At 62.6% G+C, this 21,612-nt stretch carries 19 protein-coding genes, 2 tRNA genes and 1 pseudogene; 21 read left to right on the top strand and 1 reads right to left on the bottom strand.

Annotation, left to right across the window (positions count from 1 at the left end; translation table 11 throughout):
- Positions 1-107 precede the first annotated feature (107 nt).
- The 7 genes from dnaJ (at position 108) to PCA10_RS24525 (ending at position 8,388) form a co-directional block, all read left to right on the top strand.
- Positions 108-1,235, top strand: coding sequence for a molecular chaperone DnaJ (gene dnaJ / locus PCA10_RS24555; protein ID WP_016494786.1), 1,128 nt, complete (start codon positions 108-110; stop codon positions 1,233-1,235).
- Positions 1,236-1,318: 83 nt separating this feature from the next.
- Positions 1,319-2,122 (top strand): 4-hydroxy-tetrahydrodipicolinate reductase, encoded by an 804-nt coding sequence (gene dapB / locus PCA10_RS24550; RefSeq protein WP_016494785.1) that lies wholly within the window; start codon positions 1,319-1,321, stop codon positions 2,120-2,122.
- A 326-nt stretch (positions 2,123-2,448) separates the two neighbouring features.
- The gene (carA, locus tag PCA10_RS24545; protein ID WP_016494784.1) at positions 2,449-3,585 is read left to right on the top strand and encodes a glutamine-hydrolyzing carbamoyl-phosphate synthase small subunit; all 1,137 of its coding nucleotides are present in this window, start codon (positions 2,449-2,451) and stop codon (positions 3,583-3,585) included.
- 14 nt (positions 3,586-3,599) lie between these two features.
- Positions 3,600-4,250 carry a leucine efflux protein LeuE gene (leuE, locus tag PCA10_RS24540; RefSeq protein WP_144277072.1) on the top strand — a complete coding sequence of 217 codons (651 nt, stop codon included), beginning with the start codon at positions 3,600-3,602 and terminating at the stop codon, positions 4,248-4,250.
- 19 nt (positions 4,251-4,269) lie between these two features.
- Complete coding sequence (carB, locus tag PCA10_RS24535) at positions 4,270-7,491, top strand: carbamoyl-phosphate synthase large subunit (protein WP_016494782.1); 3,222 nt, start codon at positions 4,270-4,272, stop codon at positions 7,489-7,491.
- On the top strand, positions 7,488-7,964 hold the full coding sequence (gene greA / locus PCA10_RS24530) for a transcription elongation factor GreA (protein WP_016494781.1): 477 nt from the start codon (positions 7,488-7,490) through the stop codon (positions 7,962-7,964). The genes carB and greA overlap by 4 nt, the downstream gene beginning before the upstream one ends.
- On the top strand, positions 7,942-8,388 hold the full coding sequence (locus PCA10_RS24525) for a DUF4149 domain-containing protein (protein ID WP_081664001.1): 447 nt from the start codon (positions 7,942-7,944) through the stop codon (positions 8,386-8,388). Before greA ends, PCA10_RS24525 begins: the two co-directional genes overlap by 23 nt.
- A gap of 203 nt (positions 8,389-8,591) precedes the next feature.
- On the opposite strand, the gene PCA10_RS24520 is transcribed toward PCA10_RS24525, so the two are convergent.
- Positions 8,592-8,906, bottom strand: coding sequence for a YhbY family RNA-binding protein (locus PCA10_RS24520; RefSeq protein WP_016494779.1), 315 nt, complete (start codon positions 8,904-8,906; stop codon positions 8,592-8,594).
- Between the two features lie 76 nt (positions 8,907-8,982).
- Here PCA10_RS24520 and PCA10_RS31030 point away from each other — a divergent pair.
- The 14 genes and pseudogenes from PCA10_RS31030 (at position 8,983) to rpsO (ending at position 21,571) form a co-directional block, all read left to right on the top strand.
- A pseudogene (locus PCA10_RS31030) lies at positions 8,983-9,311 on the top strand (RlmE family RNA methyltransferase).
- Between the two features lie 184 nt (positions 9,312-9,495).
- Positions 9,496-11,409, top strand: coding sequence for an ATP-dependent zinc metalloprotease FtsH (gene ftsH, locus PCA10_RS24515; protein ID WP_070104104.1), 1,914 nt, complete (start codon positions 9,496-9,498; stop codon positions 11,407-11,409).
- Between the two features lie 9 nt (positions 11,410-11,418).
- On the top strand, positions 11,419-12,270 hold the full coding sequence (gene folP / locus PCA10_RS24510) for a dihydropteroate synthase (protein ID WP_016494777.1): 852 nt from the start codon (positions 11,419-11,421) through the stop codon (positions 12,268-12,270).
- A gap of 18 nt (positions 12,271-12,288) precedes the next feature.
- Positions 12,289-13,629: a phosphoglucosamine mutase gene (gene glmM / locus PCA10_RS24505; protein ID WP_016494776.1), complete on the top strand. Its 1,341-nt coding sequence runs from the start codon at positions 12,289-12,291 to the stop codon at positions 13,627-13,629.
- A gap of 65 nt (positions 13,630-13,694) precedes the next feature.
- Positions 13,695-14,450 (top strand): triose-phosphate isomerase, encoded by a 756-nt coding sequence (tpiA, locus tag PCA10_RS24500; protein WP_041770435.1) that lies wholly within the window; start codon positions 13,695-13,697, stop codon positions 14,448-14,450.
- 4 nt (positions 14,451-14,454) lie between these two features.
- The gene (secG, locus tag PCA10_RS24495) at positions 14,455-14,838 is read left to right on the top strand and encodes a preprotein translocase subunit SecG (RefSeq protein ID WP_016494774.1); all 384 of its coding nucleotides are present in this window, start codon (positions 14,455-14,457) and stop codon (positions 14,836-14,838) included.
- Between the two features lie 10 nt (positions 14,839-14,848).
- A tRNA-Leu gene (locus tag PCA10_RS24490) sits at positions 14,849-14,934 on the top strand.
- Between the two features lie 97 nt (positions 14,935-15,031).
- Positions 15,032-15,108: transfer RNA gene (locus PCA10_RS24485), tRNA-Met, on the top strand.
- A 132-nt stretch (positions 15,109-15,240) separates the two neighbouring features.
- Positions 15,241-15,699, top strand: coding sequence for a ribosome maturation factor RimP (gene rimP, locus PCA10_RS24480; protein ID WP_016494773.1), 459 nt, complete (start codon positions 15,241-15,243; stop codon positions 15,697-15,699).
- Between the two features lie 47 nt (positions 15,700-15,746).
- Positions 15,747-17,228, top strand: coding sequence for a transcription termination factor NusA (gene nusA, locus PCA10_RS24475; RefSeq protein WP_016494772.1), 1,482 nt, complete (start codon positions 15,747-15,749; stop codon positions 17,226-17,228).
- Positions 17,229-17,254: 26 nt separating this feature from the next.
- Positions 17,255-19,801 carry a translation initiation factor IF-2 gene (gene infB, locus PCA10_RS24470; RefSeq protein ID WP_016494771.1) on the top strand — a complete coding sequence of 849 codons (2,547 nt, stop codon included), beginning with the start codon at positions 17,255-17,257 and terminating at the stop codon, positions 19,799-19,801.
- A gap of 93 nt (positions 19,802-19,894) precedes the next feature.
- A complete protein-coding gene (rbfA, locus tag PCA10_RS24465) occupies positions 19,895-20,284 on the top strand; it encodes a 30S ribosome-binding factor RbfA (protein ID WP_016494770.1) in 390 nt (129 codons plus the stop codon).
- Positions 20,285-20,288: 4 nt separating this feature from the next.
- Positions 20,289-21,206 carry a tRNA pseudouridine(55) synthase TruB gene (gene truB, locus PCA10_RS24460; RefSeq protein ID WP_016494769.1) on the top strand — a complete coding sequence of 306 codons (918 nt, stop codon included), beginning with the start codon at positions 20,289-20,291 and terminating at the stop codon, positions 21,204-21,206.
- A gap of 95 nt (positions 21,207-21,301) precedes the next feature.
- Entirely contained in the window at positions 21,302-21,571 is a 270-nt protein-coding gene (gene rpsO / locus PCA10_RS24455; RefSeq protein ID WP_016494768.1) for a 30S ribosomal protein S15, read from the top strand.
- Positions 21,572-21,612: the final 41 nt, after the last annotated feature.

Here is a 21,612-nt window from a genome sequence, read left to right as displayed (position 1 = left end):
CGTCCCAGCGTGCGGGGCTAGTCGCCCCAATCGCTTGATCCGCCGCGCGGGAGCTTGCTCCCGCGTTGGCGTGTCTGGGCTGGTGAATTTGAGAGTGCAGGAAACCCATGGCTAAACGTGACTTTTACGAAATTCTCGGTGTCGAGCGCGGCGCCAGTGAGGCCGAGCTGAAGAAGGCCTATCGCCGCCTCGCGATGAAATACCACCCGGACCGCAATCCGGGCGACAAGGCAGCGGAAGAACAGTTCAAGGAGGCCAACGAGGCCTACGAGATCCTCTCCGATGCCAGCAAGCGCGCGGCCTACGACCAGTACGGCCATGCCGGTGTCGATCCCCAGATGGGTGCCGGTGGTGGTGCCGGATTCGGCGGCGCCAGCTTCTCCGATATCTTCGGTGACGTGTTCAGCGACTTCTTCGGTGGCCAGCGTGGCGGCCAGCGCGGCGGCCCGCAGCGCGGCAGCGACCTGCGCTACACCCTGGAGCTGGACCTGGAAGAAGCGGTGCGTGGCACCACGGTCACCATCCGCGTGCCGACCCTGGTCAACTGCAAGACCTGCGAAGGTTCCGGCGCGAAGAAGGGCACGGCTCCCGTCACCTGCACCACCTGCGGTGGTATCGGTCAGGTGCGCATGCAGCAGGGCTTCTTCTCGGTGCAGCAGACCTGCCCGCGCTGCCATGGCAGCGGCAAGATGATCAGCGACCCCTGTGGCAGCTGCCATGGGCAGGGCCGCGTGGAAGAGCACAAGACCCTGTCGGTGAAAGTACCGGCTGGCGTCGATACCGGCGACCGTATCCGTCTCTCCGGAGAGGGCGAGGCGGGTGCGCTGGGTGGCCCGTCCGGCGACCTCTATGTGGTGGTCAACGTGCGTGAGCACCCGATCTTCCAGCGCGACGGCAAGCATCTGTACTGCGAAGTGCCGATCAGCTTCGCCGATGCCGCCCTTGGCGGCGAGCTGGAAGTGCCGACCCTGGATGGCCGGGTCAAGCTGAAGATTCCGGAGGCGACCCAGACCGGCAAGCTGTTCCGCCTGCGCGGCAAGGGCGTGGCCCCGGTGCGCGGTGGTGGTGCTGGCGATCTGATGTGCCGGGTGGCGGTGGAAACGCCGGTCAACCTGGACAAGCGCCAGCGCGAGCTGCTGGAGGAGTTCCGCAAGAGCCTGCAGATCGACGGCTCCCATTCGCCCAAGGCCAGCAGCTGGTTCGAGGGTATGAAGCGCTTCTTCGGCGATCTCTAACGACGAGTCGGAAGTCGGCGCGGGTGCTGATTTGCTCCGCCGCCGACTCCCGCTCAGGGCTTCCAGCTAGGAGCTGAACTTTTATGCGACGTATTGCTGTGGTGGGCGCCGCCGGGCGCATGGGCAAGAACCTGATCGAAGCGGTGCAGCAGGCGCAGGGCGCCGGGCTGACGGCCGCGATCGATCGTCCGGACAGCACCCTGGTCGGCGCCGACGCGGGCGAACTGGCTGCGCTGGGCCGTATCGGCGTACCGCTGTCGGGTGACCTCGGCAAGGTGATCGACGAGTTCGACGTGCTGATCGATTTCACCCATCCCTCGGTAACCCTGAGGAATCTGGAAATCTGCCGTCAGGCCGGCAAGGCGATGGTCATCGGTACCACCGGTTTCTCCGCCGAGGAGAAAGCCCAGCTGGCGAACGCCGCGCGGGAGATTCCGATCGTTTTCGCCGCCAACTTCAGCGTCGGCGTGAACCTCTGCCTCAAGCTGCTGGATACCGCCGCCCGCGTGCTGGGCGACGATGTGGATATCGAGATCATCGAAGCCCACCATCGTCACAAGGTGGATGCGCCGTCCGGCACCGCCCTGCGCATGGGTGAGGTGGTGGCCGACGCCCTGGGTCGGGACCTGTCCAAGGTGGCCGTCTACGGTCGCGAAGGCCAGACCGGCGCCCGCGCCCGCGAAACCATCGGCTTCGCCACCGTGCGCGCCGGCGACGTGGTGGGCGATCACACGGTGCTGTTCGCCGCTGACGGCGAGCGCGTCGAGATCACCCACAAGGCCTCCAGCCGCATGACCTTCGCCCGTGGCGCCGTGCGTGCCGCGCTCTGGCTCGATGGCCAGGAAGCGGGTCTTTACGACATGCAGGACGTACTCGGACTGCACTGAGGGCATGCCACGATCCGCTGCGCGTCGGAATAACTGCGTTGGGAATGGCTTCGGGCTTGCTCATTTACAGCGCGTAAACTCCGCGCCCTCAGCCATGCCCGCCTTGTTCTTCTCTAGCTCGCGGGATCGTGATCAAGCCCTCGGCTCCGAATCAGGATGTCTTTCGGGTGGACCGAAATGACGCATTCCTATAAAATGCAGCTTTAGTGTGTCCACTAAAAGTTACGCAGAAATGGCTCAGATAAAAAAGCGGGGTGACGGTATCAACGTCATCCCGCTTTTTTACAACCTGCGTTTGCTTCAGCCTTGATCTACGGGAGGTCTTCTTGACTAAGCCAGCCATACTCGCGCTTGCCGACGGCAGCATTTTTCGCGGCGAAGCCATTGGGGCCGATGGCCATACCATCGGCGAGGTAGTGTTCAACACTGCCATGACCGGCTATCAGGAAATCCTTACCGATCCTTCCTATGCCCAGCAAATCGTTACCCTGACCTACCCGCACATCGGCAACACCGGCACCACGCCGGAAGATGCCGAGTCCAACCGCGTGTGGGCCGCCGGCCTGATCATTCGTGATCTGCCGCTGCTCTCCAGCAACTGGCGCGACAAGCAGCCACTGCCGGACTACCTGAAAGAGAACGGCACCGTCGCCATCGCCGGCATCGACACCCGCCGCCTGACCCGCATCCTGCGTGAAAAGGGTTCGCAGAACGGCTGCATCCTCGCCGGTGACGACGCCACCGAAGAGAAGGCACTGGAGCTGGCTCGCAGCTTCCCGGGCCTGAAGGGCATGGACCTGGCCAAGGTCGTGTCCTGCGAGGAGCGCTACGAGTGGCGCTCCAGCGTGTGGAACCTGGAAACCGACAGCCACCCGGAAATCGCCGCCAGCGATCTGCCGTACCACGTGGTTGCCTATGACTTCGGCGTCAAGCTGAACATCCTGCGCATGCTGGTCGCCCGTGGCTGCCGCCTGACCGTGGTGCCGGCCCAGACCCCTGCCAAGGACGTACTGGCGCTGAATCCGGACGGTATCTTCCTCTCCAACGGCCCCGGTGACCCCGAGCCTTGCGACTACGCCATCCAGGCCATTCGCGAGTTCCTCGACACCGAGATCCCGGTGTTCGGCATCTGCCTGGGTCACCAGCTTCTGGCCCTGGCCTCCGGCGCCAAGACCGTGAAGATGGGCCACGGCCACCATGGTGCGAACCACCCGGTGCAGGACCTGGATTCCGGCGTGGTGATGATCACCAGCCAGAACCACGGTTTCGCTGTGGAAGAGACCAACCTGCCGGCCAACCTGCGTGCCACCCACAAGTCGCTGTTCGACGGCACCCTGCAGGGCATCGAGCGCACCGACAAGGTGGCCTTCAGCTTCCAGGGTCACCCGGAAGCCAGCCCTGGCCCGCATGACGTCGCGCCGCTGTTCGACCGCTTCATCGCGGCGATGGCCGAGCGTCGCTGAGCGCCTTGCTGATGATGCCGACCCTTGGGATCACCGACCTCTGGACCTACGTCCTGGGTACGCTGTTCATCGTCCTGCTGCCGGGGCCGAACTCCTTGTTCGTGCTCGCCACCGCCGCCCAGCGCGGCGTGGGCGCCGGCTACCGGGCGGCCAGCGCGGTGTTCCTTGGCGACGCGGTCCTGATGCTGCTGTCGGCGCTGGGGATCGCGTCCTTGCTCAAGGCCGAACCGATGCTGTTCCTCGGTTTGAAGTACGTCGGCGCCGCCTACCTGTTCTACCTGGGTGTAGGCATGCTTCGGGGTGGTTGGCAGAAGTTGCGTCAGCCGGTCGAGCAAGCCGTCCCGACCAGGGACCTGGACGTCAATCAGCCGTTCCGCAGGGCGCTGCTGCTGAGCCTGTCCAACCCCAAGGCGATCCTCTTCTTCGTGTCCTTCTTCATCCAGTTCGTCGACCCGGGATACGCCTACCCCGGGGTGTCGTTCCTGGTACTGGGCACGATTCTCGAAGTCATCAGCTTCCTCTACCTGAGTTTCCTGATTTTTTCCGGTGTGCGCCTGGCGGCCTGGTTCCGCCGGCGGCAACGGTTGGCTGCCGGCGCTTCCAGCGGCGTCGGCGCCCTGTTCGTCGGCTTTGGCGTGAAGCTGGCCACCGCAACCCTGTCCTGATTATTGCAACGAGAGTCCCATGCCCAAGCGTACAGACATCAAGAGCATCCTGATCCTCGGTGCCGGCCCGATCGTGATCGGCCAGGCCTGCGAGTTCGACTACTCCGGCGCCCAGGCCTGCAAGGCCCTGAAGGAAGAAGGCTTCCGCGTCATCCTGGTGAACTCCAACCCGGCCACCATCATGACCGACCCGGCCATGGCCGACGCCACCTACATCGAGCCGATCAAGTGGGCCACCGTGGCCAAGATCATCGAGAAGGAGCGCCCTGACGCGCTGCTGCCGACCATGGGCGGCCAGACCGCGCTGAACTGCGCCCTCGACCTCGAGCGCCATGGCGTGCTCGCCAAGTTCGGTGTGGAAATGATCGGCGCCAATGCCGACACCATCGACAAGGCCGAAGACCGCTCGCGCTTCGACAAGGCGATGAAGGACATCGGCCTGGCCTGCCCTGTCTCGGGTATCGCCCACAGCATGGAAGAAGCCTACGGCGTGCTGGAGAAGGTTGGCTTCCCCTGCATCATCCGTCCGTCCTTCACCATGGGCGGCACCGGTGGCGGCATCGCCTACAACCGCGAAGAGTTCGAAGAGATCTGCGCCCGTGGCCTCGACCTGTCGCCGACCAACGAGCTGCTGATCGACGAATCCCTGATCGGCTGGAAGGAATACGAGATGGAGGTGGTCCGCGACAAGAAGGACAACTGCATCATCGTCTGCTCCATCGAGAACTTCGACCCGATGGGCGTGCACACCGGCGACTCCATCACCGTCGCTCCGGCCCAGACCCTGACCGACAAGGAATACCAGATCCTGCGCAACGCCTCCCTGGCGGTACTGCGTGAGATCGGCGTGGAGACCGGCGGCTCCAACGTGCAGTTCGGCATCTGCCCGAACACCGGCCGCATGGTCGTGATCGAGATGAACCCGCGCGTGTCGCGTTCCTCGGCCCTGGCTTCCAAGGCCACCGGCTTCCCGATCGCCAAGATCGCCGCCAAGCTGGCGGTCGGCTACACCCTCGACGAGCTCTCCAACGACATCACCGGCGGTCGCACCCCGGCGTCCTTCGAGCCGGCCATCGATTACGTGGTGACCAAGGTTCCGCGCTTCGCCTTCGAGAAATTCCCGAAAGCCGACGCCCGCCTGACCACCCAGATGAAATCCGTGGGCGAAGTCATGGCCATCGGCCGTACCTTCCAGGAGTCCGTGCAGAAAGCCCTGCGTGGCCTGGAAGTCGGCGTTGCCGGCTTCGATCCCAAGCTGGACCTGAACGATCCGGAAGCCGAAGGCATCCTCAAGCGCGAGCTGACCGTGCCGGGCGCCGAGCGCATCTGGTACGTGGCTGATGCCTTCCGCGCCGGCAAGACCATCGAGCAGGTGTTCGAGCTGACCAAGATCGACGAGTGGTTCCTGGTGCAGATCGAGGACCTGGTCAAGGACGAGGAGCGGGTCAAGACCCTCGGCCTGTCCGGCATCGACGCCGACCTGATGCGCAAGCTCAAGCGCAAGGGCTTCTCCGACGCGCGCCTGGCCAAGCTGCTGGGCGTCACCGAGAAGAACCTGCGCAGCCATCGCCACAAGCTGAAGGTGCTGCCGGTCTTCAAGCGCGTGGACACCTGCGCCGCCGAATTCGCCACCGACACCGCCTACATGTACTCGACCTACGAGGAAGAGTGCGAGGCCAACCCGTCCGGTCGCGACAAGATCATGATCCTCGGCGGCGGCCCCAACCGTATCGGCCAGGGTATCGAGTTCGACTACTGCTGCGTACACGCCGCGCTGGCCATGCGTGAAGACGGTTACGAGACCATCATGGTCAACTGCAACCCGGAAACCGTCTCCACCGACTACGACACCTCCGACCGCCTGTACTTCGAGCCGGTGACCCTGGAGGACGTGCTGGAAATCGTCCGCGTCGAGCAGCCCAAGGGTGTGATCGTGCAGTACGGCGGCCAGACCCCGCTGAAACTCTGCCGCGCCCTGGAAGAAGCCGGTGTGCCGATCATCGGCACCAGCCCGGACGCGATCGACCGCGCCGAAGACCGCGAGCGCTTCCAGCAGATGGTCCAGCGCCTGAACCTGCGCCAGCCGGCCAACGCCACCGCGCGCAGCGAAGACGAAGCCCTGGCTCACTCCAAGGTCATCGGCTACCCGCTGGTGGTTCGCCCGTCCTACGTACTGGGCGGCCGCGCGATGGAAATCGTCTACCAGGAAGAAGAACTCAAGCGCTACATGCGTGAAGCGGTGAAGGTGTCCAACGACAGCCCGGTGCTGCTGGACCACTTCCTCAACTGCGCCATCGAGATCGACATCGACGCGGTGTGCGACGGCGAGACCGTGGTGATCGGCGCGATCATGCAGCACATCGAACAGGCTGGCGTGCACTCCGGTGACTCCGCCTGCTCGCTGCCGCCGTACTCGCTGCCGCAGCACCTGCAGGACGAGATCCGCGAGCAGGTCAAGAAGATGGCCCTGGAACTGGGTGTCGTCGGCCTGATGAACGTGCAGATGGCCGTGCAGGGCGAAGACATCTTCGTCATCGAGGTCAACCCGCGCGCTTCCCGTACCGTGCCGTTCGTCTCCAAGTGCATCGGCGAGTCCCTGGCCAAGGTCGCGGCCCGCGTCATGGCCGGCAAGAGCCTCAAGGAAATCGGCTTCACCAAGGAAATCATCCCGCCGTTCTTCAGCGTCAAGGAAGCGGTGTTCCCGTTCGCCAAGTTCCCGGGTGTCGACCCGATCCTCGGCCCGGAAATGAAGTCCACCGGTGAAGTCATGGGCGTCGGCGACAGCTTCGGCGAAGCCTTCGCCAAGGCCCAGCTGGGTGCCAGCGAAATCCTGCCGAACACCGGCACCGTGTTCATCAGCGTGCGTGAAGACGACAAGCCGATGGTCACCCAGGTCGCCCGCGATCTGATCGAGCTGGGCTTCGAAGTGGTCGCCACCTCCGGCACCGCCAAGGTGATCGAGGCGGCCGGCCTGCCGGTCCGTCGCGTGAACAAGGTGACGGAAGGCCGTCCCCATGTCGTTGACATGATCAAGAACGATGAGGTTACCCTCATCATCAACACAACCGAGGGGCGTCAGTCTATTGCCGACTCCTACTCGATTCGTCGTAACGCCCTGCAGCACAAGATCTACTGCACCACCACCATCGCGGCTGGTCAGGCGATCTGTGAGGCGCTCAAGTTCGGTCCCGAGAAGACCGTGCGTCGCTTGCAGGATCTCCATGCAGGAATCAAGGCATGAATAAGTATCCCATGACCGTCCAGGGCGCTCGCGCCCTGGAAGAGGAGCTGGCTCATCTGACCAAAGTGATGCGCCCGCAACTGAGTCAGGCCATCGGTGAAGCGCGTGAGCTGGGTGATCTCAAGGAAAACGCTGAGTACCATGCGGCGCGCGAGCAGCAGGGCATGGTCGAGGCGCGTATCCGTGATATCGAAGGCCGCCTGCAGAATTCGGTGGTCATCGATGTAACCAGCATCGCCCATACGGGCAAGGTGATTTTCGGCACCACGGTGGATATCGCCAACGTCGAAACCGACGAAGCCGTTACCTACCAGATCGTTGGCGACGACGAAGCTGACATCAAGAAAGGCAAGCTGTCGGTCAGTTCCCCCATCGCCCGCGCCCTGGTGGGCAAGGAAGAAGGGGACGTGGTGACCGTCAAGACGCCGAGCGGTATCGTCGAGTACGAGATTGTCGAAGTCCGTCACGTCTAAGCGTTCGCCCTTGCGGGCCGGTGCCATTGCCTGGCAGCTGGCCCAGACCTTCTGGGTCGGCGGCCTCTGGCTGCTGCACTTCGTCGTGCTGCCGGCGCTGGATCGCATCGGTCTGGCGTCGATGCTGGTGGAGGAGGTGGCAGCCAGTCTGCGGCCGCTACTGGTGGCGTTCGCCGGCTTCTGTGCGCTACTGCAGGCCGTGCTGCTGATCCAGTACGCAGGGCTTGCGCAGCTCTGGCGAGATACGCGCGCGCAGCTGCTGACCGCGGTGCTGGCCCTTGTGGTGGTGTTCCTGCTGGTGCGTTTCCGGATGCCGGAGGCGCTCTACTGGCTGAACTTCAGCTACTTGCTGCTGGCGTTCTGTGGCCTGCTGCTGGTGATCCAGCCCTTGCCGGCTTCGAGCGTAGAGAGCCGGGCGCGCTGAGTGCGCGCCCTCTGAAGCTTGCTCACGATCTTGCGAGCTATGGAAAAACCAGGCGGAAATGGCTGAGGACGCGGAGTTTACGAGTTGTAAATGAGCAGTACTCACTTCGCTCGCCCTCCGGGCCGTGCTGAAGCACGTTAGTCGCAAGCGGCTTTCCGAAGCCATTTTCAACGCAGTTTTTCAGACGCGCAGCAGATCGTGACTCAGAGACCGCTGAAGCGGCTGATATTGGACAGGTTGCGGTTCGGCTTGGGGTTGCGGCGGTAGACCAGCGCCATCTTGCCGATGATCTGTACCAGTTCGCAGTTGCCGGCGGAGCAGAGTTCCTCGATCAGGGCGCGACGATCATCACGCTCGATGATGCGGAACTGCACTTTGATCAGTTCGTGGTCGTTGAGCGCACGCTCGAGCTCGGCCAGCACGCCTTCGGTCAGGCCATTCTCGGCTACCGTCAATACCGGTTTCAGGTGATGACCGATAGATTTGTATTGCTTCTTGTGCTCCGGTGAGAGCGCCATAATCAGACCCCTGCTAAAAAAGGCGGCTAGTTTACCCGAGTGACTCCGGGGCGGACAGCCGAACACGAGGTATCCCGTGGCTCGTTCCAAGACTAGCCAGCGTTGGCGGAAAGAACACTTCGATGATCCATGCGACAAATCGGCGCAAAAGGACGGCGAGGCACTCGGTAATTAGCGGCTGGACCTTGTGATTTTCGATATGGCCCCCAATATGAGTGGCGTGTGGGGCCGCCGACCAGCCGCGCGCTGCGTCCATGTGGTTGTTTTTTGATCGAAAAGATCCGGTCGAAGGGTTCTACGCCGACCGTGGCAGGTCCGGCGGGCGTTCGGCAAAGTGTGCCGCTTTCGTCGCGTGACCGCTCCAGGGAGCAATACCTGCTCGCACGCGGCTTCCGTGGGGAATAGACTGGGCAGGAGCCTGACTCGCCGGTCTCCTTCGCGCAGGAGGCCGCGAGGTCTCATAAAGGGTTACAGACGGCGCCTGCCAGGGGCAGGGGTTGTGTAGTAAGTTAGGCCGGTTAATCACCAGCAGTCATGCGGGGTGCGCTCCAGGAAGGGGCCCGTTCCAGAGGGTAGCTAATTGAACGATATGGCAAAGAATCTGATCCTGTGGCTAATCATCGCCGCTGTGCTAGTCACGGTGATGAACAATTTCTCCAGCCCGAGCGAACCGCAGACCCTTAACTACTCGGAGTTCATCGAGCAGGTTAAAGAAGGCAAGGTCGAGCGCGTGACCGTCGATGGCTTCGTCATCACCGGCAAGCGCAACGATGGCGAATCCTTCAAGACCATTCGTCCTGCGATCCAGGACGGCGGCCTGATCGGCGACCTGATCGACAACAACGTGATCATCGAAGGCAAGCAGCCCGAGCAGCAGAGCATCTGGACCCAGTTGCTGGTGGCGAGCTTCCCGATCCTGGTGATCATTGCCGTCTTCATGTTCTTCATGCGCCAGATGCAGGGCGGCGGCGGTGGCCGCGGCGGCCCGATGAGCTTCGGCAAGAGCAAGGCGCGCCTGCTCTCCGAGGATCAGGTGAAGACCACCCTGGCTGACGTCGCCGGTTGCGACGAGGCCAAGGAAGAAGTCGGCGAGCTGGTGGAATTCCTCCGCGACCCGGGCAAGTTCCAGCGTCTGGGCGGCCGGATCCCGCGCGGCGTGCTGATGGTCGGCCCGCCCGGTACCGGCAAGACCCTGCTGGCGAAGGCTATCGCCGGTGAGGCCAAGGTTCCGTTCTTCACCATTTCCGGTTCGGACTTCGTCGAAATGTTCGTCGGCGTGGGCGCATCCCGTGTCCGTGACATGTTCGAGCAGGCCAAGAAGCATGCTCCCTGCATCATCTTCATCGACGAGATCGACGCTGTCGGCCGCCATCGTGGTGCCGGCCTGGGCGGCGGTCACGACGAGCGTGAGCAGACCCTCAACCAGTTGCTGGTGGAAATGGACGGCTTCGAGATGAACGACGGCATCATCGTGATCGCCGCGACCAACCGTCCTGATGTGCTCGACCCCGCGCTGCTGCGTCCGGGCCGTTTCGACCGTCAGGTGGTGGTTGGCCTGCCGGACATCCGCGGTCGCGAGCAGATCCTCAAGGTCCATATGCGCAAAGTGCCGATGGGCGACGACGTCGATGCCGCCGTGATCGCCCGTGGTACCCCTGGTTTCTCCGGTGCCGACCTGGCCAACCTGGTCAACGAGGCGTCCCTCTTCGCCGCCCGCGTCAACAAGCGCCTGGTGGAGATGAAGGAATTCGAACTGGCCAAGGACAAGATCATGATGGGCGCCGAGCGCAAATCCATGGTCATGTCCGAGAAAGAGAAGCTCAACACCGCGTTTCACGAGGCGGGCCATGCCATCGTCGGTCGCCTGGTGCCCGAGCATGATCCGGTCTACAAGGTGTCGATCATTCCGCGCGGCCGCGCCCTTGGTGTGACCATGTTCCTACCCGAGGAGGATCGCTACAGCCTGTCCAAGCGCGCGCTGACCAGTCAGATCTGCTCGCTGTTCGGCGGCCGTATCGCCGAGGAAATGACCCTGGGCTTCGATGGTGTGACCACCGGTGCCTCCAACGACATCATGCGGGCCACCCAGATTGCCCGGAACATGGTGACCAAGTGGGGCCTGTCCGAGAAGCTCGGCCCGCTGATGTATGCCGAGGAAGAGGGCGAGGTGTTCCTGGGTCGCAGCGCCGGTTCCCAGCACGCCAACGTATCCGGCGAAACCGCCAAGATGATCGATCAGGAAGTCCGTCGCATCATTGACGAGTGCTACACCACCGCGAAGACCCTGCTGACGGAAAATCGCGACAAGCTCGACATGATGGCCGAGGCCCTGATGAAGTACGAAACCATCGACTCCGAGCAGATCGATGACATCATGGCTGGCCGCGTCGCTCGTGAGCCCAAGGACTGGGAGGGCGGTTCCGGTACCTCCGGTACGCCTACACCGCGTGAAGAGGCCAAGCGCCCGGAGACCCCGATCGGCGGACCCGCTGGCGAACACTAAGGCCTGTAGATGAAGTCAGTGCAGTACCAGACCCGGTTGCCTTGCGGCAGCCGGGTTCTTGATTTGGCCCAGCCACATGTGATGGGCATCCTCAATGTCACCCCCGATTCCTTCTCCGATGGCGGTCGCTTCAATGCGATCGACGCGGCGTTGCGCCATGCCGCGGAAATGGTCGCCGCAGGCGCGACCCTGATCGACGTCGGTGGCGAGTCGACTCGACCTGGCGCCCGTCCGGTTTCCCCGACTGAAGAGTTGGAGCGCGTCGCGCCGGTGGTCGAAGCCATCGCCCGTGAACTGGATGTGGTGATTTCCCTGGATACCTCCACCCCGGCGGTGATGCGTGAAGGCGCGCGCTTGGGGGCGGGGATGATCAACGATGTGCGCGCCCTGCGCCGCGACGGCGCGCTGGATGCGGCGGCCGATAGCGGGCTCGCGGTGTGCCTGATGCACATGCTCGGCGAGCCGGGCAACATGCAGCAGGATCCACGCTATGACGACCTGGTCGGCGAGGTCACGGGTTTTCTTTCCGAGCGTATGCAGGCCTGCCTCGCCGTGGGCATTCCGGCCGAGCGCATCGTCCTCGATCCGGGCTTCGGTTTTGCCAAGACCCTCGCGCACAACCTCAGCCTGTTCAAGCATCTGGAGATGCTTCACGAGCTGGGGCGTCCCCTGCTGGTGGGCGTCTCGCGAAAAAGCATGATTGGTCAGGCGCTGGGACGGGAAGTCCATCAGCGCCTGCCCGGTGGTCTCGCCCTGGCCGCTCTCGCGGTGGCCAAGGGGGCCAGCATCCTGCGCGTACACGATGTCGCGGAAACCGTTGACGCAGTGCGCATGATCGCCGCGGTACAAGCGGCGGAATAAGACAAGACGGAGCACCTCATGAGCAGAAAATACTTTGGCACCGACGGTATTCGCGGGCGCGTCGGGCAATTCCCGATTACTCCGGATTTCATGCTCAAGCTTGGCTGGGCCGCCGGTATGGCGTTCCGCAAACAGGGCAAGTGCCGCATCCTGATCGGCAAGGACACCCGGATTTCCGGCTACATGTTCGAATCCGCCCTCGAGGCCGGCCTGCTGGCCGCCGGCGCCGACGTGATGCTCCTGGGGCCGATGCCGACTCCGGCCATCGCCTACCTGACCCGTACCTTCCTGGCGGACGCCGGTATCGTCATCAGCGCGTCGCACAATCCGCACCACGACAACGGCATCAAGTTCTTCTCCGGCAAGGGCACCAAGCTCTCCGATGAAGTCGAGCTGATGATCGAGGAACTGCTGGACCAGCCCATGACCGTGGTGGAGTCCGAGCAACTGGGCAAGGTCACCCGCATCAACGATGCGGCGGGCCGCTATATAGAGTTCTGCAAGAGCACCACGCCGATCAGCACCGACTTCGCTGGTCTCAAGGTGGTGGTGGACTGTGCCCATGGTGCCACCTACAAGGTCGCGCCGAGTGTGTTCCGTGAGTTGGGCGCCCAAGTCAGCGTGCTGGCGGCTCAACCCAACGGCCTGAACATCAATGAGCACTGTGGCTCCACGCACATGGGCAGCCTGCAGGCGGCCGTGGTGGAGCAGAGTGCCGACATCGGCATCGCCTTCGATGGCGATGGCGACCGCGTACTGATGGTGGACCACACCGGTGCGGTCGTGGATGGCGACGAGCTGATCTACCTGATCGCCCGCGACCTGCACAGCCGCGACCGGCTCAATGGCGGTGTCGTCGGCACCCTGATGAGCAATCTCGGGCTGGAGCTGGCGTTCAAGGAGCTGGATATCCCCTTCATTCGCGCCAAGGTCGGCGATCGCTACGTGATGAGCCAGCTGCAGGCCAATGGCTGGATCCTCGGTGGCGAGAATTCCGGCCACATCGTCTGCAGTCACTTCACCACCACGGGCGATGCCATCGTTTCCGCCCTGCAGGTATTGCTCGCCCTGCAGCGCAGCGGCCAGTCCCTCGCGGAAGCGCGCCAGGGTATGCACAAGTGCCCGCAGGTGCTGATCAACGTGCGTTACGCCGGTGGCGATGTGGACCCGGTCAACCATCCAGCGGTGAAGGATGCCTGCAGCCGCGTCACCGAGCAGATGGCGGGGCGTGGCCGAGTCCTGCTGCGCAAGTCCGGCACCGAGCCGCTGGTGCGGGTGATGGTCGAAGGCAACGATGAAAAGCTGGTTCGAAGCTATGCCGAAGAGCTGGCGAAAGTCGTGACAGAGGTATGTGCTTGATTTGTCTTGCTAGTTGGATTTCTCTTGGGTAACATCTGCGCCCACTTTGATCGACGAGATAAAGCATGCGCCGACCTTTGGTAGCTGGTAACTGGAAAATGCACGGTACCCGCGCCAGCGTCGCAGAGCTGATCAAAGGCTTGCGCCAATTGGCCTTGCCTTCTGGTGTTGAAGTCGCGGTAATGCCGCCCTGTCTGTACATCAATCAGGTCATTCAAGGTCTGGATGGCAAGTCGATTGCCGTTGGTGCGCAGAACTGTGCGGTAGAGCCGGTGCAGGGAGCCCTCACCGGAGAAGTCGCGGCGAGTCAGTTGGCGGACGTAGGTTGCAAGCTGGTCCTGGTCGGTCATTCGGAGCGTCGCCTGATTCTGGGCGAAAGTGACGAAGTCGTGAGTCGCAAGTTCGCTGCTGCTCAATCCTGTGGTCTGGTTCCGGTGCTCTGCGTCGGTGAGACCCGGGAACAGCGCGAAGCCGGCAAAACGCTCGAGGTAGTCGAGCGTCAGCTGGGTAGCGTGATCGAAGAGCTTGGTGTGGGCGCACTTGTGCAGGCGGTAATTGCCTATGAGCCGGTTTGGGCGATAGGTACGGGGCTGACGGCCTCGCCGCAACAGGCGCAAGAGGTTCATGCGGCGATTCGTTCGCAGCTGGCGGCGGAAAACGCCGAAGTTGCTCGCGGCGTACGAATTCTGTACGGCGGCAGTGTGAAGGCGGCCAGTGCGGCCGATTTGTTCGGCATGCCGGATATCGATGGGGGGCTCATTGGTGGCGCCTCTCTGAATGCGGATGAGTTCGGTGCGATCTGTCGCGCCGCAGGAAGCTGACAAAATGCTGGAAACTGTCGTTATTGTTGTGCACTTGCTGGTGGCCCTGGGCGTTGTAGGCCTGGTTCTGATTCAGCAGGGCAAGGGTGCGGATACTGGCGCCTCGTTTGGTGGTGGTGCTTCGGCAACTGTTTTCGGAAGCCAAGGTTCTGCTACCTTTCTGAGTCGAGTTACTGGTATACTCGCCGCGGTTTTTTTCATTACCAGCCTGGGTTTAGCGTTCTTCGCTAAAGAAAAGGCTGAGGCGCTGAGCAACGTAGGTCTGCCGGATCCGGCAGCTCTCGAAGTTCAACCCGCCAAGCCGGCAGCTGACGATGTGCCGGTGCTCGAAGAGCAGAAGCCAGCTACCCAATCGGGTGATGTGCCTCAGGCTCCAGAGCAGAAGTAAGGCAAGTTTTGCCGAGGTGGTGGAATTGGTAGACACGCTACCTTGAGGTGGTAGTGGCCATAGGCTGTAGGGGTTCGAGTCCCCTCCTCGGTACCATACAAAGAGAGGCCCGCAGTGATGCGGGCCTCTTCTTTTGCGGGATGTTCGGTTGACCATGCAAGGTGCTGGCCGTATACTCTCGCACCAGCTTTGACGCGGGGTGGAGCAGTCTGGTAGCTCGTCGGGCTCATAACCCGAAGGTCGTTGGTTCAAATCCAGCCCCCGCAACCAGTAGTCGCGAAGCCCCTTTTTAGGGGCTTTTTGCTAGCTGGACAGTTGACCACCGATCGCTGATCAGGCGGTTTTTGAAGGGATGGGCGTTTCGCCCATTTTTTATTTGCACAGCATGCGAGAGGCAATCAGGTGTCGAGCAAGCTAGAACAGTTGCAGGCCTTGTTGGCCCCGGTAGTCGAAGCGCTCGGTTATCAGTGCTGGGGCATCGAGTTCCTGTCTCAAGGGCGGCATTCCCTGCTGCGGATCTATATCGATCACGAAAACGGCATCCTGGTCGAGGACTGCGAGAAGGTCAGTCGGCAGATCAGCGGTGTGCTGGACGTCGAAGACCCGATCGCCAACGAGTACACGCTCGAAGTGTCGTCGCCTGGCATGGATCGTCCGTTGTTCACCCTTGAGCAGTTCGCGGTCCATGCCGGCGAGCTGGTCAAGATCAAACTGCGTTCGCCCTTCGAAGGCCGACGCAATTTTCAGGGGCTTCTCCGCGGGGTGGAGGAGCAGGATGTCGTGGTGCTCATCGAAGACCGCGAGTTCCTCCTGCCGATCGAACTGATCGACAAGGCCAACATTATTCCCCGTTTTGACTGAGACGCGGATCCCGCGGATCCAATGGATTGCGAAAGGCGAGGCGTACGATGAGCAAAGAAGTACTGCTGGTTGTTGAGTCGGTATCCAATGAGAAGGGCGTACCGGCCAGCGTGATTTTCGAGGCGCTGGAGCTGGCCCTGGCCACTGCTACCAAGAAGCGTTATGAGGACGAAGTTGACCTGCGCGTGGCGATCAACCGCCAGAGCGGCAACTACGACACCTACCGTCGCTGGACTGTGGTCGAGGAGTCCGATTTCGAGGATCCGGCCATCCAGCTGACCCTGGACCAGGCCCAGGAGCGTGATGAGAAAGCCAAGATCGGCGACATCATCGAAGAAAAGATCGAGTCCATCGAGTTCGGCCGCATCGCTGCCCAGACCGCCAAGCAGGTCATCGTGCAGAAAGTGCGCGAGGCCGAGCGCGCGCAGGTAGTTGAAGCCTATCGCGAGAAGTTGGGCGACATCATTTCCGGCACCGTGAAAAAGGTCACCCGTGACAACGTGATCGTCGACCTGGGCAACAACGCCGAAGCGCTGTTGGCCCGCGAAGACATCATCGCTCGCGAGACTTTCCGCGTCGGCGCTCGTGTACGTGCCTTGCTGAAAGAAATCCGCACCGAGAACCGCGGTCCGCAACTGATCCTGTCGCGCACCGCGCCGCAGATGCTGATCGAGCTGTTCCGCATCGAAGTGCCGGAAATCGCCGAAGAGCTGATTGAAGTCATGGCTGCCTCCCGTGATCCGGGTTCCCGCGCCAAGATCGCCGTCCGCTCCAAGGACAAACGTATCGACCCGCAGGGCGCCTGCATCGGCATGCGCGGCTCCCGCGTCCAGGCCGTATCCGGCGAACTGGGCGGCGAGCGTGTCGACATCGTGCTGTGGGATGACAACCCCGCGCAGTTCGTGATCAACGCCATGGCTCCGGCCGAAGTGGTGGCGATCATCGTCGACGAAGATGCCCATGCCATGGACATCGCCGTTGGCGAGGACAATCTGGCTCAGGCCATCGGTCGTGGTGGTCAGAACGTTCGCCTGGCTAGCCAGCTCACTGGCTGGACCCTGAACGTGATGACCGAAGCGGACATCCAGGCCAAGCAGCAAGCCGAAACCGGCGACATCCTGCGTGCCTTCGTCGACGAGTTGGAAGTGGACGAAGAGCTGGCACAGGTACTGGTGGAAGAAGGCTTCACCAGCCTGGAAGAAATTGCCTACGTACCCATGGAAGAAATGCTCAGCATCGACGGCTTCGACGAGGACATCGTCAATGAGCTGCGTGCCCGTGCGAAGGACCGCCTGCTGACCAAGGCTATCGCAACCGAAGAGAAGCTGGCGGATGCCCAGCCTGCCGACGACCTGCTTTCCCTGGAAGGCATGGACAAGGGGCTGGCTGTTGAACTCGCCGTACGTGGCGTTATTAACCGCGAAGATCTGGCCGAGCAGTCGATCGACGACCTGCTCGACATCGACGGCATGGACGAAGAGCGTGCCGGCAAGCTGATCATGGCCGCCCGAGCCCATTGGTTCGAGTAAGTATCGCGGCCTGAGGAGAGAAGTGCATGACGCAAGTCACGGTGAAAGAACTGGCCCAAGTGGTCGATACACCGGTGGAGCGCCTGCTGCTGCAGATGCGCGAGGCGGGATTGCCGCACACCAGCGCCGAACAGGTTGTAACCGACAACGAGAAACAGGCCCTGCTGGCGCATCTCAAGGGCAGCCACGGCGAGCGCCTGGAAGAGCCGCGCAAGATTACCCTGCAGCGCAAGACCACTACCACGCTGAAAGTTGCTGGTAGCAAGTCCATCAGCGTCGAAGTACGTAAGAAGAAAACTTACGTCAAACGCAGCCCCGACGAGATCGAGGCCGAACGCCAGCGCGAGCTCGAGGAGCAGCGCGCAGCGGAAGAAGCCGCTCGCCTGAAGGCCGAGGCGGAAGCTCGCCAGCGCGCTGAAGAAGCCGCTCGCCGCGAAGCCGAAGCCCAGGGCAAGGCGACTGCCGAAGCTGGCAAGGTCGACGGCGTAGCGCCGGCGGTCGAAGCTGTTACCGCTCCGGTTGCTGCCGCAGTTGCTGCGCCTGCCGTCGCCGCTCCGGCTGCTGCCGGTGCCGTGGACGATCGCAAGAAGGAAGAAGTGCGCCGCCCCGAGCGCGCTCGTGACGAAGATGATCGTCGCGACCGCAAGCACGTGCAGCACCGTCCTTCGGTCAAGGAAAAGGAAAAGGTTCCGGCTCCCCGTGTTGCTCCGCGCACCACCGAGGAAGAGAGCGATTCCTTTGGTCGTCGCGGTGGCCGCGGCGGCAAGTCCAAGCTGAAGAAGCGTAACCAGCACGGGTTCCAGAGCCCGACAGGACCCATTGTGCGAGAAATCAGCATTGGCGAAACCATCACCGTGGCCGAACTGGCTGCCCAGATGGCCGTCAAGGGTGCCGAAGTCGTCAAGTTCATGTTCAAGATGGGCACTCCGGCGACCATCAACCAGGTGCTCGATCAGGAAACTGCTCAGCTGCTGGCCGAAGAGTTTGGCCACAAGGTCAAGCTGGTCAACGAGAACGCCCTGGAAGATCAGCTGGCCGAGTCCCTGAAGTTCGAAGGCGAAGCCATGACCCGCGCGCCGGTAGTGACCGTGATGGGTCACGTCGACCACGGCAAGACCTCGCTGCTCGACTACATCCGCCGTACCAAGGTGGCCAGCGGTGAAGCGGGTGGTATCACCCAGCACATCGGCGCCTACCACGTGGAAACCGAGCGCGGCATGGTGACCTTCCTGGACACCCCCGGTCACGCGGCGTTCACCGCCATGCGTGCTCGCGGTGCCAAGGCCACCGACATCGTCATCCTGGTGGTGGCGGCCGACGACGGCGTGATGCCGCAGACCGAAGAAGCCGTACAGCACGCGAAAGCGGCTGGCGTGCCGATCGTGGTCGCGGTGAACAAGATCGACAAGCCCGAAGCCGATCTGGATCGCATCAAGAACGACCTCGCTGGTCGTGACGTGATCCCGGAAGAGTGGGGCGGCGACACCCAGTTCGTACCTGTGTCGGCGAAAGTCGGTACCGGCGTCGACGAGCTGCTGGAAGCCGTGCTGCTGCAGGCCGAAGTACTGGAACTCACTGCAACCCCGTCGGCCCCTGGCCGTGGCGTGGTAGTCGAGTCCCGCCTGGACAAGGGCCGTGGCCCGGTAGCCACCGTGCTGGTCCAGGACGGTACCCTGCGTCAGGGCGACATGGTCCTGTGCGGCGTCAACTATGGCCGCGTCCGCGCCATGCTCGACGAGAACGGCAAGCCGGTGAAAGAAGCCGGTCCGTCCATCCCGGTCGAGATCCTCGGCCTGGACGGCACGCCGGATGCCGGTGACGACCTGACCGTGGTCTCCGACGAGAAGAAAGCCCGCGAAGTCGCCCTGTTCCGTCAAGGCAAGTTCCGCGAAGTCAAACTGGCCCGTCAGCAGTCCGCGAAGCTGGAGAACATCTTCGAGAACATGGGTCAGGACGAGAAGAAAACCCTCAACATCGTGCTCAAGTCCGATGTGCGTGGTTCTCTCGAGGCCCTGCAGGGCGCGCTGTCGGATCTCGGCAACGACGAAGTGCAGGTGCGTGTGGTCGGTGGCGGTGTCGGTGGTATCACCGAGAGCGATGCCAACCTGGCGCTGGCGTCCAACGCCGTGCTGTTCGGCTTCAACGTGCGTGCCGATGCCGGCGCCCGCAAGATCGTCGAGCAGGAAGGTCTGGACCTGCGTTACTACAACATCATCTACGACATCATCGAAGACGTTAAGAAAGCACTGTCCGGCATGCTGGGCAGCGAAGTCCGGGAGAACATCCTGGGTATCGCCGAGGTGCGTGACGTGTTCCGCTCGCCGAAGTTCGGCGCGGTCGCCGGTTGCATGGTGCTCGAGGGCATGGTCCACCGTAACCGTCCGATCCGCGTACTGCGCGACGACGTGGTGATCTTCGAAGGCGAACTGGAATCCCTGCGCCGCTTCAAGGACGACGTGTCCGAGGTGCGTGCCGGCATGGAGTGCGGTATCGGCGTGAAGAGCTACAACGACGTCAAGGTCGGCGACAAGATCGAAGTCTTCGAGAAGGTCCAGGTGGCGCGCACCCTGTAAGTGTCGCGCTTGCCACAAGCCGGGAGCCAGGAGCTGGAAGCTATCGCTATCCATCCCTGGCTTTTGGCTTTTAGCGTTCATGAGTGAATCGAAATGGCTAAAGAATACAGCCGTACCCAACGCATCGGCGACCAGATGCAGCGCGAACTGGCGCTGCTGATCCAGCGTGAGATCAAGGACCCGCGTCTGGGTCTGGTGACCATCACCGGATGTGACGTGGCCCGTGACCTGTCCCACGCCAAGGTGTTCATCACCGTGATGGGGCAGGACGACAACGCCGAAGTCATCAAGCAGAACACCGACATCCTCAACGATGCCGCCGGTTTCCTGCGCATGCAGCTGGGCCGCGCGATGAAGCTGCGTACCGTTCCCCAGCTGCACTTCAACTACGACGCCAGTATCCGTCGCGGCGTCGAGCTGTCGGCGCTGATCGAGCGTGCCGTTGCGGAAGACCGCAAGCACCAGGGCAACGACGAGGAGTGATGGCGTGGCCCAGGTAAAACGTATCCGCCGCAATGTCAGCGGCCTGCTGATCCTCGACAAGCCGCGTGGTATGAGCTCCAACGCCGCGCTGCAGAAAGTGCGCTGGCTCCTCAATGCCGAGAAGGCCGGCCACACCGGCAGCCTCGATCCCCTGGCCACCGGCGTGCTGCCGCTGTGCTTCGGCGAAGCCACCAAGTTCTCCCAGTACCTGCTGGATGCCGACAAAGGCTACGAGACCCTGGCTCAGCTGGGTGTCACCACCACCACCGGTGATGCCGAGGGCGAGGTTCTGGAGCGTCGCGAGGCGACCGTCGGTCGCGAGGACATCGAGGCACTGCTGCCGCGTTTCCGCGGTGAAATCAAGCAGATACCCCCGATGTACTCGGCTCTGAAGAAGGACGGCCAACCCCTCTACAAGCTGGCGCGTGCCGGCGAAGTAGTGGAGCGCGAGGCGCGTTCTGTTACTATTGCGCGCCTGGATTTGCTGGCCTGTGAGAACAGCCAGGCAAGATTGGCCGTCGCTTGCAGCAAAGGCACCTACATTCGCACCCTGGTCGAGGATCTCGGCCAGGCCCTGGGATGCGGCGCCCACGTGGCGGAGTTGCGACGGACCCAGGCAGGCCCCTTCGTGCTGGCCCAGGCGATCAGCCTGGAGACACTGGAGAAGGCCCACGCCGAAGGCGGCAACGAGGCACTGGACCAGTTCCTCCTGCCGGTGGACAGCGGGCTGGAACACTGGCCGCTGATCCAGCTGACCGAGCACAGCGCCTACTACTGGCTTCACGGCCAGCCGGTGCGGGCTCCAGAGGCGCCGAAGTTCGGCATGATGCGGGTACAGGATCATACCGGTCGCTTCATCGGTATCGGTGAAGTGAGCGATGACGGGCGCATAGCGCCGCGTCGACTGATTCGGTCGGAATGACCGATCCGAGGGTGGCTGTTAATAGGCACGGTCACTCCCCCCTTTAGAACACGGAACTTGAGGTTCCGGCCTATTACTCTCAGAGGAAGCCCATCATGGCACTGAGCGTTACTGAAAAAGCCCAGATCGTTAACGAGTACAAGCAAGCTGAAGGCGATACCGGTTCTCCGGAAGTGCAGGTTGCCCTGCTGACCGCCAACATCAACAAGCTGCAGGATCACTTCAAGGCCAACGGCAAAGACCACCACTCCCGTCGTGGTCTGATCCGCATGGTTAACCAGCGCCGCAAGCTGCTGGACTACCTGAAGGGTAAGGACACCTCTCGTTACAGCGCCCTGATCGGTCGTCTGGGTCTGCGTCGCTAAGCGACACAGATGAGCTGGAAGCTGGAAACCGGAAGCTGGAC

It is taken from the genome of Pseudomonas resinovorans NBRC 106553 (assembly GCF_000412695.1).
GTDB classification, from domain to species: Bacteria; Pseudomonadota; Gammaproteobacteria; order Pseudomonadales; family Pseudomonadaceae; genus Metapseudomonas; species Metapseudomonas resinovorans_A.
This window is presented reverse-complemented; position numbering and strand designations above follow the sequence as displayed.